The sequence below is a fragment of the Acuticoccus mangrovi genome (assembly GCF_016411865.1).
In the GTDB taxonomy this organism is placed as follows: Bacteria; Pseudomonadota; Alphaproteobacteria; order Rhizobiales; family Amorphaceae; genus Acuticoccus; species Acuticoccus mangrovi.
On record NZ_JAEKJA010000021.1, the window covers coordinates 132276 to 146177 of the forward strand.

General features: G+C 68.9%; 14 protein-coding genes and 1 riboswitch. Of the genes, 7 read left to right on the top strand and 7 right to left on the bottom strand.

Annotation, left to right across the window (positions count from 1 at the left end; all coding sequences use genetic code 11):
* Positions 1–6: 6 nt before the first annotated feature.
* Positions 7–813, bottom strand: a complete 807-nt coding sequence (locus JCR33_RS19785) for an SAM-dependent methyltransferase (protein WP_198883850.1) — start codon at positions 811–813, stop codon at positions 7–9.
* A 185-nt stretch (positions 814–998) separates the two neighbouring features.
* On the opposite strand from JCR33_RS19785, the gene JCR33_RS19790 reads away from it, so the two are divergent.
* The 4 genes from JCR33_RS19790 (at position 999) to JCR33_RS19805 (ending at position 4643) form a co-directional block, all read left to right on the top strand.
* Positions 999–1898, top strand: a complete 900-nt coding sequence (locus JCR33_RS19790; RefSeq protein WP_198883851.1) for a metal ABC transporter substrate-binding protein — start codon at positions 999–1001, stop codon at positions 1896–1898.
* An 80-nt stretch (positions 1899–1978) separates the two neighbouring features.
* Entirely contained in the window at positions 1979–2881 is a 903-nt protein-coding gene (locus JCR33_RS19795; RefSeq protein ID WP_211110440.1) for a manganese/iron ABC transporter ATP-binding protein, read from the top strand.
* On the top strand, positions 2878–3786 hold the full coding sequence (locus JCR33_RS19800; RefSeq protein WP_332461236.1) for a metal ABC transporter permease: 909 nt from the start codon (positions 2878–2880) through the stop codon (positions 3784–3786). Before JCR33_RS19795 ends, JCR33_RS19800 begins: the two co-directional genes overlap by 4 nt.
* Positions 3783–4643 (top strand): metal ABC transporter permease, encoded by an 861-nt coding sequence (locus JCR33_RS19805; RefSeq protein ID WP_198883852.1) that lies wholly within the window; start codon positions 3783–3785, stop codon positions 4641–4643. Before JCR33_RS19800 ends, JCR33_RS19805 begins: the two co-directional genes overlap by 4 nt.
* A gap of 28 nt (positions 4644–4671) precedes the next feature.
* On the opposite strand, the gene cobW is transcribed toward JCR33_RS19805, so the two are convergent.
* The 6 genes from cobW to JCR33_RS19835 all read right to left on the bottom strand — a co-directional run bounded on the left by cobW (position 4672) and on the right by JCR33_RS19835 (position 10756).
* Positions 4672–5676, bottom strand: a complete 1005-nt coding sequence (cobW, locus tag JCR33_RS19810) for a cobalamin biosynthesis protein CobW (protein WP_198883853.1) — start codon at positions 5674–5676, stop codon at positions 4672–4674.
* A 61-nt stretch (positions 5677–5737) separates the two neighbouring features.
* Entirely contained in the window at positions 5738–6502 is a 765-nt protein-coding gene (locus JCR33_RS19815; protein ID WP_198883854.1) for an ABC transporter ATP-binding protein, read from the bottom strand.
* Positions 6499–7524: a FecCD family ABC transporter permease gene (locus JCR33_RS19820; RefSeq protein WP_198883855.1), complete on the bottom strand. Its 1026-nt coding sequence runs from the start codon at positions 7522–7524 to the stop codon at positions 6499–6501. The genes JCR33_RS19815 and JCR33_RS19820 overlap by 4 nt, the downstream gene beginning before the upstream one ends.
* Before the next feature lie 24 nt (positions 7525–7548).
* Positions 7549–8583 carry an ABC transporter substrate-binding protein gene (locus tag JCR33_RS19825; RefSeq protein ID WP_198883856.1) on the bottom strand — a complete coding sequence of 345 codons (1035 nt, stop codon included), beginning with the start codon at positions 8581–8583 and terminating at the stop codon, positions 7549–7551.
* Between the two features lie 152 nt (positions 8584–8735).
* Positions 8736–8939, bottom strand: a riboswitch (cobalamin riboswitch).
* A gap of 180 nt (positions 8940–9119) precedes the next feature.
* Positions 9120–9692 (bottom strand): 2-oxo-4-hydroxy-4-carboxy-5-ureidoimidazoline decarboxylase, encoded by a 573-nt coding sequence (locus tag JCR33_RS19830; RefSeq protein ID WP_198883857.1) that lies wholly within the window; start codon positions 9690–9692, stop codon positions 9120–9122.
* Positions 9693–9814: 122 nt separating this feature from the next.
* Positions 9815–10756, bottom strand: a complete 942-nt coding sequence (locus JCR33_RS19835; RefSeq protein ID WP_198883858.1) for a LysR family transcriptional regulator — start codon at positions 10754–10756, stop codon at positions 9815–9817.
* A 159-nt stretch (positions 10757–10915) separates the two neighbouring features.
* On the opposite strand from JCR33_RS19835, the gene JCR33_RS19840 reads away from it, so the two are divergent.
* Genes JCR33_RS19840 through JCR33_RS19850 form a run of 3 tightly spaced genes read left to right on the top strand, consistent with a single transcriptional unit; the run spans position 10916 to position 13723 of the window.
* Positions 10916–11899, top strand: a complete 984-nt coding sequence (locus JCR33_RS19840; RefSeq protein WP_198883859.1) for a TRAP transporter substrate-binding protein — start codon at positions 10916–10918, stop codon at positions 11897–11899.
* A gap of 40 nt (positions 11900–11939) precedes the next feature.
* Positions 11940–12446: a TRAP transporter small permease gene (locus JCR33_RS19845; RefSeq protein ID WP_211110441.1), complete on the top strand. Its 507-nt coding sequence runs from the start codon at positions 11940–11942 to the stop codon at positions 12444–12446.
* Complete coding sequence (locus tag JCR33_RS19850) at positions 12443–13723, top strand: TRAP transporter large permease (protein ID WP_198883861.1); 1281 nt, start codon at positions 12443–12445, stop codon at positions 13721–13723. Before JCR33_RS19845 ends, JCR33_RS19850 begins: the two co-directional genes overlap by 4 nt.
* Positions 13724–13902: the final 179 nt, after the last annotated feature.

Below are 13902 nucleotides of genomic sequence, written 5' to 3' on the forward strand. Positions count from 1 at the left end.
ATCGTGTCAGCTCGCAGCCGACGTCGCGCGGCGCGCATGCCACGCGCCCCAGAAGAGGCTCGAGAAGAACCTCTCGGGCACGGTGAAGCCCGCCTCGACAAGAATGGCCACGACGGCGTCCTCGGATTCGGGGGGGACGGCGCCGGTCTTGATGCGCCCCAGCTTCGCCCGGACCTCGTCCTCGGACGCGCCATGAAGCCGCCAGCGGTTGGCCCAGGCGGCCTGAAGAAGCGGCTCGCTGTCGTAGGCCCGGTAGTTCGAGGCAAGGACGAGTGATCCGCCGGGGGCAAGCCGGCAGGCGACGTCGCCCAGGAGCCGGGCCTTGTCGCGGCTTTCGGGGATATGGTGCAACACGCCGATCATGAGCGCGGCATCGAAAGTCGGCTCCGGCGGAAGGGCCGCGACTTCATCACATACGAAGGCGACACGCTCGCCGAGGCCCGCGTCGTCGACCTGGGACTGTGCGAGTGCGAGCATCGGCTCTGACGGGTCGACCGCGACGAAGCTCCAGCTCGGCTCGAGCCGGGCGGTGGTGGTGATCTCGCCGGCGGTGCCGCCCGCTCCGACGACGAGTACGCGCTGGCCCTGACGGCCGCTCCGGGCCGCCGACAGGATGCACGCCGACAGCTCGTGGCAGGCGTCGTATCCGGCAAGCCCGATCCGCGCCTGTTCCGCATATTCCTGAGCCCGAGCCGGATCGAACTTGGCGTGTGAGAGGGACGTCATGGGGCTGTGCCTTTTGGTCTTTGGGAGGGTGTCGGTGGAGCGGGAAACAGGATGCGCCCGAGGGGCCAAAGACGAGCGAAGAATCATGTTCGAACTTTGTGCAGGGTTCCGATAGCACGATCGCCTGCTCGCCTCGATGGGTGCCGTCCCGCTTGGGGGTGGGAAGGGCGGTGTGTTGGGATCTTTCTGCAAGTGGTTCTCAAGAACATATCGCTTGACAATTGCAACTGGTTCTCAGTAGCAATTGAAAGCTAGAATTGGAGAATTTTGCGATGCTGCGGTCCACCACGCTCGTCCTCGCGGCGACATTGGGGCTGACGATCGGCGGAAGCGCCTTCGCGGGCGAGCGCATGAAGGTCGTCACCACCTTCACCGTCCTCGCCGACATGGCCCAGAACGTCGCCGGCGACGCCGCGGACGTGGTGTCGATCACCAAGCCCGGCGCCGAGATCCACGGCTACGAACCGACGCCGCAGGACATCGTGCGCGCGTCCGGCGCCGACCTCGTCCTGTGGAACGGGCTGAACTTGGAGCGTTGGTTCGAGCAGTTTCTCGACAACCTCGGCGACGTCCCGTCGGTGACGCTGACCGACGGGATCGATCCGATCCCGATCGCCGCCGGCGCCTACGAGGGGCTTCCCAACCCCCATGCGTGGATGGGCCTCGACAACGCGCTCGTCTACATCGACAATATTCGGGACGCGTTCGCTGCGCAGGATCCCGACCATGCGGACGTCTACGGCGCGAACGCCGCGGCCTACAAGGAGAAGATCCGTCAGACCATCGCGCCGTTGCGGGCGCAGATCGCGCAGATCCCGGACGATCAGCGCTGGCTCGTGACGTGCGAGGGGGCGTTCAGCTATCTGGCGCGCGATTTCGGTCTGAAGGAGCTCTACCTGTGGCCGATGAACGCCGATCAGGTGGGCACGCCCCGGCAGGTCCGCGCGGTGATCGACGGCGTCCGTGAGCATCACATTCCGGTCGTCTTCTGCGAAAGCACCGTCAATACGGCGCCGGCGAAGCAAGTCGCCCGCGAAACGGGCAGCGTCTACGGCGGCGAGTTGTACGTCGACTCGTTGTCGGACAAGGATGGTCCGGTTCCGACGTATCTCGACCTTCTCGCCGTCACCTCGAAGACCGTTGCGGACGGGCTCGCCGCCGCGGCGAACTAGGGGTCGTGCGCCCGGCAACCTCGGAGGCGCCGCCGACCCGTGGAACGCCTCTTCCCGATCGACAGAAACAGGAGCGCGTCTTGCTCGACCCGCAGCCAGCCGACCGATCCGATCTCCACCGCGCCGAGCCCGGGATCGTCGTTCGCCATCTGACGGTGACCTACCGCAACGGTCACACCGCGCTGCACGACGCGTCCTTCGAGATCCCGACCGGGACGATCACCGCACTCGTCGGCGTCAACGGCGCCGGCAAGTCGACACTGTTCAAGGCGATCATGGGCTTCGTCCCGGTGGCCGCCGGCGAGATCAGTCTCCTCGGCCGATCGGTGCGCCAGTCCCTCAAGGAGAATCTCGTCGCCTACGTGCCCCAGTCGGAGGAGGTGGACTGGGCCTTCCCGGTGCTCGTGGAAGACGTCGTCATGATGGGCCGCTACGGCCACATGGGCTTTCTGCGCCGGCCCAAGCGGCGCGATCGCGAGGCGGTCGCCGAGGCGCTGGAGCGGGTCAACATGGCCGATTTCCGTCAACGGCAGATCGGCGAACTCTCGGGCGGTCAGCGCAAGCGCGTCTTCCTCGCCCGCGCCCTCGCCCAGGACGGCAAGCTCATTCTCCTCGACGAGCCGTTCACCGGCGTCGACGTCAAGACCGAGGATCAGATCGTAGCGCTGCTGCGCGAGCTGCGGGAGGAGGGGCGCGTGATGCTGGTCTCCACCCACAATCTCGGCTCGGTGCCGGAATTCTGCGACCGGACCATCTTCGTCAAGGGAACGGTGCTCGCCTACGGGCCGACGGAGACGACCTTCACGCGCGAGAATCTCCGGCGTGCCTTCGGCGGCGTCCTGCGCCACTTCACCCTCGGCAGCGAGACGCTCCACACCGACGACGACCCCCGCAAGGTGGAGATCATCACCGACGACGAGCGTCCCTTCGTCCACTATGGCGAGGAGGCGAGGCGCGCCTCGGACGGAGGGCCGTCCCGGTGATCGCGACGCTCGTCGAGCCATTCACCTACGGCTACATGACGAATGCCATGTGGGTCTCGGCGATGGTGGGCGCGGTGTGCGCGTTCCTGTCGGCCTATCTCATGCTGAAGGGCTGGTCGCTGATCGGCGACGCGCTGTCCCACTCCGTCGTCCCCGGCGTCGCCGGCGCCTACATGCTCGGCCTTCCCTACGCGCTCGGCGCCTTCCTCGCCGGCGGCCTCGCGGCGGGGTCCATGCTGTTCCTGTCGGAGCGCTCGGGCCTCAAGATCGACGTCATCATCGGCCTCATCTTCACCTCCTTCTTCGGGCTCGGCCTCTTTCTGGTGTCGATCAACCCGATGACGGTCTCGATCCAGAGCATCGTGATGGGCAACATCCTCGCCATCACGCCCGAAGACACGCTGCAGCTCGCCATCATCGGCATCGTCTCGCTGACGATCCTTCTCCTCAAGTGGAAGGATCTGATGGTAACCTTCTTCGACGAGAACCACGCCCGCTCGATCGGCCTCCGGCCCGGCCGCCTGAAGGCGATCTTCTTCGTGCTCCTCTCCGCGGCGACGGTGGCCGCCATGCAGACCGTCGGCGCCTTCCTGGTGGTGGCGATGGTCGTGACGCCCGGGGCGACGGCCTACCTTCTGTGCGACCGCTTCCCGCGGCTCATCGGCGTGTCGGTGCTGATCGGCGTCGCAACCGGCTTCGTCGGGGCCTATGCGAGCTATTTCCTGAACGGCGCGACCGGCGGCATCATCGTCACGCTGCAGACGGCGATCTTTCTGATCGTCTTCGTCCTCGCGCCGAAGCACGGGCTGCTGGCGGCGCGGCGCAAGGCGGCCGCGGCCCTGCGCGGGAGCGGCGAGGCGGAGGCGCCCGACGTCGGCGCCCGCGAGGCGGAGGCGCAGCCATGAGCGTCGACACGCTCCTTCTGCCCTTCCAGTTTCCGTTCATGCAGAACGCCTTCGCGATCAGCGTGGTCGTCGCGGTCCCGACGGCGCTCTTGTCGTGCTTCCTCGTCCTCAAGGGCTGGGCGCTGATGGGGGACGCCGTCAGCCACGCGGTGCTGCCCGGGGTGGTCCTCGCCTGGATTCTCAAAATCCCGCTGATCGTCGGCGCCTTCGGGGCCGGGATGACCTGCGCGCTCGTGACCGGCTACCTCTCCCACAACAGCCGGGTGAAGCGCGACACGGTGATGGGCGTCGTCTTCTCCGGCATGTTCGCCGTCGGCATCGTGATGTACACGGCGATCACCACCAACGAGCACCTCGGCCACGTCCTCTTCGGCAACATGCTCGGCGTCGGCCGTGCCGACCTCCTCACCGCGTCGTCGATCTCGCTCGTCGTGTCGATGGTGCTGCTCGCGAAGTGGAAGGACTTCCTGCTCCACGCCTTCGACCCCGCGCAGGCGCAGGCGAGCGGGCTGCCGACGGGCCTGCTGCACTACGGCCTGCTCGTCATGCTCTCCCTCACTATCGTGGCGACGCTCTCCTCGGTCGGCATCATCCTCGCCGTCGGGCTGTTGATCGCCCCCGGCGCCATCGCCTTTCTCCTAGTGCGCAGCTTCGGACGGATGATGCTCGTCGCGGTTCTCGTCACGATCGCGGCGATGCTCGCCGGGACGTACCTCAGCTTCTTCATCGACAGCGCACCGGCGCCGACGATCATCTTGATGCTGACCGGCACGTTCGTGGTGGCCTTCGTCCGCCGCGAGATGCTGACCCGCGCGCGCTCGATGCGCACCGCCGCCGCCGAGAGTGGCAAGGACTGATGCGCGGGACGCGGCCGTCGCCGGCGCGTCAGGACGGGGCGGCGACGGCCGAGCCCTGAAGCGACACCTCGCTGAGGCCCTTGAGGCCGATCACGACGAGGCCGGTCGCGGTCGATCCCGGCGCGCCGAACCAGGTCTCGATGCGCGGTCCGACCGCCTGCACGAAGAGCGGCGCCGCCCTGTCGGAGAGCGCGACGCTGCCCTTGATGCGCAGAACCTCCGGCCGGGCCGCGAGCCCTTCCAAGGCGGCGACCGCCGCCGCGCGGCTCGCGAACGATGCGGGCACCACGCGGCTCTCGAAATCGTCGTGCTCGTGGTCGTCGTCGTGGGAGTGGTGGCCGTCGCGGGCCGCCGGATCCTCCTCCGCGGCGGCGGCCACGCCGAAGACCGTCGCCCCCGTGCGCATCAGGATCGCGACGCCGCCGCGCGTGTCCTCCTCCACCCGCGCGCGGACGGCGGCGAGAGCCTTCTCGTCGAGACCGTCGATCTTCGACAGGACGACGAGGTCGGCGGCCCGCAGCTGATCGTCGAAGAGCTCTTCGAGGGGGCTGTGGTGGTCGAGCGCGTCGTCGGCGCGGCGCTCGGCTTCGACGGCGTCGGGATCGTCGGCGAAGCGACCGGCGAGGACCGCCGGCGCATCCACCACCGTGACGATCGCATCCACCGTCACGCGCGGCTTCACGGTCGGCCACGCGAAGGCCGCGATCAGCGGCTGCGGCAGGGCGAGCCCGGAGGTTTCCACGATGATCCGCTCGGGGGGCGCTTCGCGATCGAGAAGCGCTTCGAGCGCGGGCACGAAATCGTCCGCCACCGTGCAGCAGAGGCAGCCGTTGGTGAGCTCCACGACACCACCGTCGCAGCTCGGGTCGAGGCAGTCGGACAGCATCGCGCCGTCGAAACCCATGTCGCCGAACTCGTTCACGATCAGGCCGAAGCGGGTGTTCGTCGCCTCCTCCAGCAGGCGGCGGATCAAGGTGGTCTTGCCGGCACCGAGGAACCCGGTGACGACGGTGACGGGGATGCGCTCTCTCATGGCCTCAGCTCCTGACGGCTCGTGTGGGGTATCTGCGAATGGGCGGCATGCGCGGCATCCTTCATGGGGTGCCGTGAAATCGAAGAAGGTGGGCGCCGTCGGACGGGTCGACGCAGATCGTGGCGCGGACGGCGAAGGTCGTCTCGATGCGCTCGGTCGACAGCACCTCGCGCGGCGGCCCGACGGCCACGAGGCGGCCGCCGTCCATGATGCCGACCCGGTCGCACGCCATCGCCTGATTGAGGTCGTGCAGCGCCACGATCGTCGTCACCGGGAGGCGCGCGATGAGGGCGAGGATCGACAGCTGATGATGGATGTCGAGGTGGTTGGTCGGCTCGTCGAGGATGAGGATCGAGGGCTCCTGGGCGAGGGCCCGGGCAATGTGGACGCGCTGGCGCTCGCCGCCGGAGAGGGTGTGCCAGCTTCGCGTCGCGAGCCTCTCCATCCCGACCGCGCGGAGGGCGTCCGCGACGGCCTCCTCGTCCCGCACCGACCAGGGCGACAGGGCGGAGAGCCACGGCGTTCGCCCCAGCTCGACGGCGTCGCGCACCGTGATGCGGTCGATGGTGTCGGCGAGCTGCTCCACGAGGGCGATCGTCTGCGCGACGCGGCGACGGGAGATCGCCCCGATCGGCTCGTCGCCGAGGAGGATGCGGCCGGAGGAGGGGGCACGGATCCCGGCGAGCATCTTGAGGAGCGTCGACTTGCCCGAGCCGTTGGGACCGACGAGGCCGAAGGTCTCGCCGGCCCCAACGGCGAGCGACACGCTCTGCACGATGAGTGTCGCTCCCGCCTGCCAGGAGACGCCGTCCGCCGTGAGCTTCATCGGCCGGCCCGCCCTCTGACGAGGATGAGCGCGAAGACCGGCGCTCCGACGAGCGCGGTGATCACGCCGATCGGCAGCACCTGCCCCGGAATGACGATGCGCGAGATGATGTCGGAGGCGATCAGGAAGACGGCGCCCGCGAGCGCGGAGGCCGGCACCAGGAGCCCGTGCCGAACCCCGACGACGAACCGCATCGCGTGCGGGATGACGAGGCCGACGAAGCCGATCGAGCCGACGAGCGAGACCATGATGGCCGTCACCAGCGCGGTGACGCCGATCAGCAGGGCCTGGCAGCGCCGCACCGCGATGCCCAGCGAGGCCGCGCTGTCGGCGCCGAAGGTGAAGGCGTCGAGAGTGCGGATGTGATAGATGCAGACCGCGACGGCGAGGAGGGCGGCCGGCACGGCGAGCCACGCGTCGGGCCAGCGGACGCCCGAGAGGTTGCCGAGCAGCCAGAACATGATGCCTCGCGCCTGCTCGGCATTGGCGGATTTCGCGATCACGAACGTCGTCAGTGCGTTGAAGAGCTGCGAGCCGGCGATGCCGGCGAGGACGATGACCCCCGCCGCCTGCACGCCGGCGCCGCCGCCCGCCGCCCGGGCGAGCGCGGCGACGAGCACGAAGGCCGCCGCCGCGCCGATGAAGGCGCCCGCGGAGAGCGAGACCATGCCGCCGCCGACCCCGGCGACCGCCACCGCGACGGCGCCGGTGGACGCCCCCGCGGAGATGCCGAGGAGATAGGGGTCGGCGAGCGCGTTCCTGAGGAGCGCCTGGAGAACGACGCCGGCGAGGGCGAGCCCCGCCCCGCAGCAGGCCGCGACGACAGCCCGGCTGAGGCGATAGTTCCAGACGATCCCGGCGTCGATGCGGTCGACCGCAAAGGCGGCGCCGAACAGCTTGTTGGCAAGGACGGTCAGCACCGTGTGCGCCGGGATGGGCGTCTCGCCGATCGAGGCGCCCGCGACGAATGCGATCAGGAGCACCGGGGGAGCGATCCACCCCCAGCGCCAGCCCCTACGCATGCGCCGCCTCCGTGGCGGCCTCGCTCATTGCGCGAGGTCGAGGGCGGCGAGCGCGTCAGCGACGGTCTCGAGGCCGAAGATCGTCCGCATGGTGGCGCTCATGGCGTGTGCGTCCATCACCACGATGCGGCCCTCCCGCACGGCCGTCATCTCCTTCACCACCGGATCGGTCGCGAGGAATGCCTTCTTCACCTCGATGTCGTCGGCGGGAAAGCGGCGGCGGTCCATCTGCGCGACGACGACGATCGTCGGATCGGCGCGGGCGATCGTCTCCCATCCCACCGTCGGCCACTCCTCGTCGGACTGGATGACGTTTATGATGCCGAGCTTGTCCATGATGTAGCCCGGCGCGCCCTTCTGGCCCGCGACGTAGGGGTCGACCTCGATCTCGGCGGACGAGAACCAGAAGACCGCGGAGGTGTCGTCGGGGAGATCGAGCGCCTTCGCCTTGGCGATGGCGGCCGCCTCGCGCCCTTCGAGGTCGGCGACGAGCGCCTCGCCGGCGTCCTCCACGTCGAAGATCTCGGACAGCTCGGTGAGGCCCTTGTAGATGGAGGTGGTCGAGAAGGCGGCGGTCCGGGTGCCGTCGCCGCCGGTGGTGTTGTCCTTGGTGTCGCAGTCGGCGGGCATCACGTAGGTGTTGATGCCGAGCTCGTGGAACTGCTCGCGCGTCGCGACGATGCCCTCGGGGCCCACATGCCACTCGTACTGGATGGCGACGAGGTCGGGGCGCTTGTCGACGACGCTCTCGAAGCTCGGGTCGTTGTCGGCGAGCCGCTCGATGCCGGCGTCGAGCGCGGCGAACCGCGGCAGCACGGGATTGAACCACACCGACGTGCCGACGACCGTCTCGCCGACGCCGAGCGTGTAGAGCGACTCGGTCGCCGACTGGCCGATGGTCACGACGCGCTCGGGCGGCGCATCGAACGTGAGCTCGACGCCGCAATTGGTGAGGGTCAGCGGATAGTCGGTCGCCTGTGCCGTCGTCGCCGTGCCGACGATCGCGGTGCCGACGATCGCGGTCGCCGCCAGCGCGTGGCGGATAAAGTGGTGGTCCATGAATGGTGCCTTTTCCCGAAAGGTGCAGCCCGGAGCGGGAGGCACTCGGGATTTCCGGCGGCCGCGCACGATGCGTGCACGGCCATCGACGGACCGTCTCGTCCGCATCTGCCGTTCGGCTTCATCCATCCTCCCCGGAGCGACCCCGCTCGGTGTGACGCGTCGTCGTCGGCAGGTCTCCTGACTGACGGGTCGATGCGCCCACCCCACCTTCCCAACCTCCGGAGAGGTCAGTGGCGTTTCGGGGTTGCGCTCGCCGCCTACAGTTGCGGGGGCAGTTCCGTTTCGCGAGGTCGGACCTCGCGGCGGATTCCCTTTTGATCTCCTCTCGGAGAACCGACGCCCCGACAATGCACCGGCGACCACCGGTGTCAACCGCGCGCCTCACCCGCATCGCACCCGGATGCAGGGTCGCGGCGAGCCGGCCGGCTCGGACGCCCGGACGGATCCACCTTGTGCCGACGGCGCGGCGGCGGAGCGACTCGGCTCTTCGGGCCGGCGGATTGGGGCCGGAGCGGCGCCCGGTCAGCGCATGGTCAGCCGAGGGCCGACCACGGGGCGGATGCGGAACGCTCGCCCGGCGCATCGTCGCCGGTTCCGAGCGTCGAGACGATCCGCGCCTCGCTGACCGCGGCGATCTCGTCGCGGGCCGCTCGCATCTCCTCCTCGGCGGTCGAGGACAGGCGGCGGACGAAGGCGCCGACGACGGATTCGAGGTCCGGATGGCGCACCAGCGCGACGATGAAGGGAAAGCCGAACTTGTCGCGGTAGCGCCGGTTGAGCTCGGCGAGGCGCGCGCACGCGGCAGCGTCCGGCACGGCGAGGCCGAGCCGCGCCTGCTCCTGCTGCGAATGCGCCGTCATGCGCTCGGGCGCCACGGGGGCGAGCTCGGGGTGGCCGGAGAGGAAGGCGATCAGTTCGTCGGGTGTGAGCGCGGCGATCTCCGTCCGCACCGCATCCGCGAGAGCGTGCGGATCGGCGAACGGGCGGTGTCGCGCCACGCGGGCGGCGAGCAGCGGGGAGCGCTCGATGAACGGCAGGATCATCCGCGCGGCCGCCGCGTCGTCCGCTCCGTTGATGGCTCCGAGAGAGATCGCGTCCGTCGGCATCGGCGCCCTTTCCGCATCGTGGAGCGGCGACGCTACGGCTCTCCCATGTTGTCAACTATGACAAAATTGGCGACGTGCCGTTCGAGAAATTCGAATAGCCTGCGGCGTCGGGCGAGCGCGGACTATGCGTGCGCCGCGCGGCGGGCCCGCACCTTTCCCAGCAACTCGGCGAGGACCTTCTCGACGATCTCGCCGGCGATGCGGCTGACGCGGGGCAGGCTGCGGCGCGTGCTGATAACGAGGGCGATCGACTGCGGCGACGCCGTGCGGTCCGACACCGGCACGAACACGAGGCGGCCGTCGAGGATCTCGGGCGCGGCGTCGAGCTCCGAGGTGATTGCGACGTGGCTTCCCGCCGCCGCGAGATGCTTGACGAGCTGCAGCGAGTTGGTGGCGATCGGCGGCCCGCCTTCGGAGAACATCCAGCCGTGCCGCGCCTCCAGGATGCGGCGGATCGCGAGGGCATGGCTCTGCAGCACGATCGCGTGGCGCGTCGCCTCCTTCAGCGTCGTGCTCGGCTCGGCGGCGAGCGGATGCCCGGGCGCGACCACGCAGCCGAGCGGCAGCGTCTCGCTCCACAGCGTGTGGAGGTCGCGGTTCGGCCGCACGTTGAAGGCGAGGGCGAGATCGATCTCGCCCTCGGTCAGCGCTCCCGGGACGCCGTCCGGCGGCATCACCTCCACGTCGATCTGGAGCTTCGGGAAGCGGGCGAACACGGCGTTCAGGATTGCCGGGACGACCCCGTTGACCATCGAGTCCATCGCCGCGAGGCGGATGTGGCCGACCTCCGAGCCCTGCATCTGTTTGATGTCGGACCAGATGCGCCGCTCGTCCGCGCGCCAGCGGCGGGCGAGGACCAGAAAGCTCTCGCCCGCCGGACTGAGCGCCATCCCGCCGCTCTGCCGCTCGAAGAGCTGCACGCCGAGCTTGTCCTCGAGGAGGACGATCTGGCGATCGATCGCCGAGGCGGAGATGCCGATCTCCCGCGACGCCGCCTGAATGGAGCCGGCCGCGGCCACCGCCTCGATATAGAGAACGCCCCGGGGAACGAGGTGAAGAGCCATCGCGCACCATTCTAATTTTGCGCATGAAGCGTCACCAATTTTGTCATGGATGGCAATGCTCGGACGCGGCAACCTCTGCTCATCGCATCATCCGCGGCCGACGTCGGGCCGCGATCGGAACCGCCACCGTCTTCACAGGGAACCGCCGAGGTAGAGCCCATGAACAAGATGCTACTTCCCGTCGTCGCCGGCACGCTCGCGGCGCTGACGTGTGCTGCCGAAGCCGAGACGATCCGCGTCGCCGGCAACTTCGCCACCGAGCATTCCTCGAGCCTCGCCATGGAGGTCTTCAAGAAGGAGCTCGAGGAGGCGACCGGCGGCGGCGTCACTGTCGACGTCTTCCCGGCACAGCAGCTCGGTGGCGCGGCCGAGAACGTTCAGGCCGTCAAGCTCGGCGCGGTCGAGATCATCTGGGTGGGCTCGGCCTATCTCAGCCGCACGGTGCCCGACCTCGCCGCCATCTCGCTGCCCTTCCAGTTCGCCGATCGTGCGGACGCGTTCGCCGTCGTCGACGGCCCGGTCGGCGAGGCCATCGATGCCAAGCTCGCCGAGGAGGGCATGACGTCGCTCGGCTACATGGAGCTCGGCTTCCGTCAGCTCACCAACAACGTGCGGCCGGTGGCTTCGGTCGAGGACATCGACGGCCTCAAGATCCGCCTGCAGCCCAACGAGACCCATCTCGCCACCTTCCGCGCCCTCGGCGCCAACCCGGTCGCCATGGACGTCAAGGAGCTCTACTCTGCGCTGGAGCAGGGCGTGATCGACGGCCAGGAGAACCCCTTCGCCATCATCAACGTGGCCGGCTACGCTGAAGTGCAGAAGTACGTGTCGAACACCAGCCACTTCTTCGACTTCATCTCCATCGTCGCCAATCGCAAGAAGCTCGAGGCGATGGATCCCGCGACGCAGGCGGCGATCCGCGAGGCGATGGCGAAGGCGATCGCCTTCCAGCGTGCGCTCGCCGCCGAGCAGGACGCCGCCGCGCTCGACAAGCTGATCGCCGACGGGATGACCTACACCGAGGTCTCGCCGGAGTTCGCCGCGGCCCTGCGCGAGACGACCGCGCCCGTCGCCGAAGAGGCCAAGGCCAAGCTCTCGCCGGAGATCGCCGCCCTGCTCGGCACCCCGACGGTCGGCCAGTAAGCGGCGGGGCAGGTCGGTGGCGTCCATCAGACGGATCGCCTTGGGGGTCTTGGCGGGCATCGACACCGGTGCCCGCCTTCTCGTCATCGTCTGCGTCGCCGTGATGGTGACGGTGGTCTCGGCCCAGGTCGGCATGCGCTACCTCCTCAATTCCTCCATCGACTGGGCGCAGGAGGTGTCGCGGTTCGCCTTCGTCGCCACCGTCTTCCTCGCGATCCCGCTCGGACTGCGCGACCGCGCCCACGTGGGGATCGACATCCTGGTGAGCCGCTTCCCGGCGGCGCTGCGCGACGCGCTCGCCCGCGCCCTCGCGCTCCTCGCCGCCGCCATGCTCCTCGTCGTCTTCGCGACGGCGATCCGCGTCGCGGGCGCGACCTGGTCGGAGCGGCTCGGCTCGCTCGACATCACCTCGAGCGTGTTCTTCATGCCGGTCATCGTCAGCGCCCTTCACACCGCGCTTCACCTCATCGCCGAGGCGCTGTGGCCGAGAGACACCGCCGCGCTCGTCCCGCCCGAAGGCGATGGCGTCCTGGAGCAGCCGTCATGAGCCTTGCCGTGATCGCCGTCTTCCTCGGCCTCGCGATCGTCGGGATGCCGCTCGCCTTCGCGCTCGGCGTCGCGGCGCTCGCGGGGCTTCTGATGGCGGACTTCGACCTCGCGATCCTGCCGACGCGGCTGATGAATGCGGTCGATTCGTTCCCGCTGATGTCGATCCCGCTCTTCATGCTGACCGGGGAGGTGATGCTGAAGGCCGGCATCATGGACCGCCTGGTGGAGCTCGCGAACGCCTTCATCGGGCGTATGCGTGGCGGGCTCGCACAGGTCGCGATCGTTTCTGGCGCGGGGCTCGCCTCGGTCTCGGGCGCGGCCGTTGCCGACGCCTCGGCACTTTCCTCCACGCTGGTGCCGTCGCTGAAGAACGAATACGGGCTCGGCTTCTCGGCCGGCATCGTCGCGGCCGCGGCCAATCTCGGCCCGATCATCCCGCCGTCCGGCGCGATGATCGTCTACGCCTACATGGCGGGCTCGAGCGTCTCGGTCGGCGGCCTCTTCATGGCCGGCGTGGTGCCGGGGCTGATCCTGTTCGTCGTCTTGATGGCGCTCTGCTCGCTGATCTCGTGGCGGCGCGGCTATCCGGTGACCGGCGCGCCGATCTCGCTCGCCAACATCCTCCGTCAACTGCGGCGCAACGGGCTCGTCATCCTCCTGCCCATCATGGTGATCGGCGGGATCGTCGGCGGGGCCTTCACACCCACCGAGGGCGCCGCTGTCGGCTGCTGCTACGCGCTCTTTCTCGGCTTCTGCGTCACCCGACGGCTGCGGCTCGCCGATCTTCCGGACGTGATCGTCACCGCGGCGAAGACCACGGCGGTGGTCGGCGCGATGATCGCCTTCGCCTCCACGGTCACCTTCCTCTTCACCATCGACATGCTCCCTCTCAAGCTCGCCGGCCTCGTCGAGGGGATCACGCGGGACCCGTCGGCCTTTCTCTGGCTGATCGCGGGGATGCTCCTGGTGGTGGGAATGTTCCTGGAATCGAACGCCGCCTACATCATGCTCGTGCCGCTCTTCCACCCGATCGCGGTGGCGTACGGCATCGACCCGCTGCACTTCGGCTTCCTGTTCGTCCTGAACCTCGTGATCGGGATGCTGACGCCGCCGGTCGGAGTGATCCTCTTCGTCGTCTGCGGGATCACCAAGGTCGACATGGGGACGCTGGTGCGCGAGAGCTGGCCCTTCATCGCGGCGATGTACGCGCTTTTGGCTCTCTGCATCGTATGTCCGACCCTCGTCACGGCACTCCCCCGGGCCATGGGGTACTGACCAGAACGGCGTGTGGCGTGGTCAGGATCTCGTAGCGACGTCGACGTGGTCTCGCCGCCGACAGGAGCGCAGCGTTCCACGTCCGGATCACTGCGCATCTCGACTATGGCTCCCGAAGAAGGCTGCGCAAACAAAACAGGCCGGCGATCTGAGGTTCTCGCCAACTCCCCAAAGGTTGG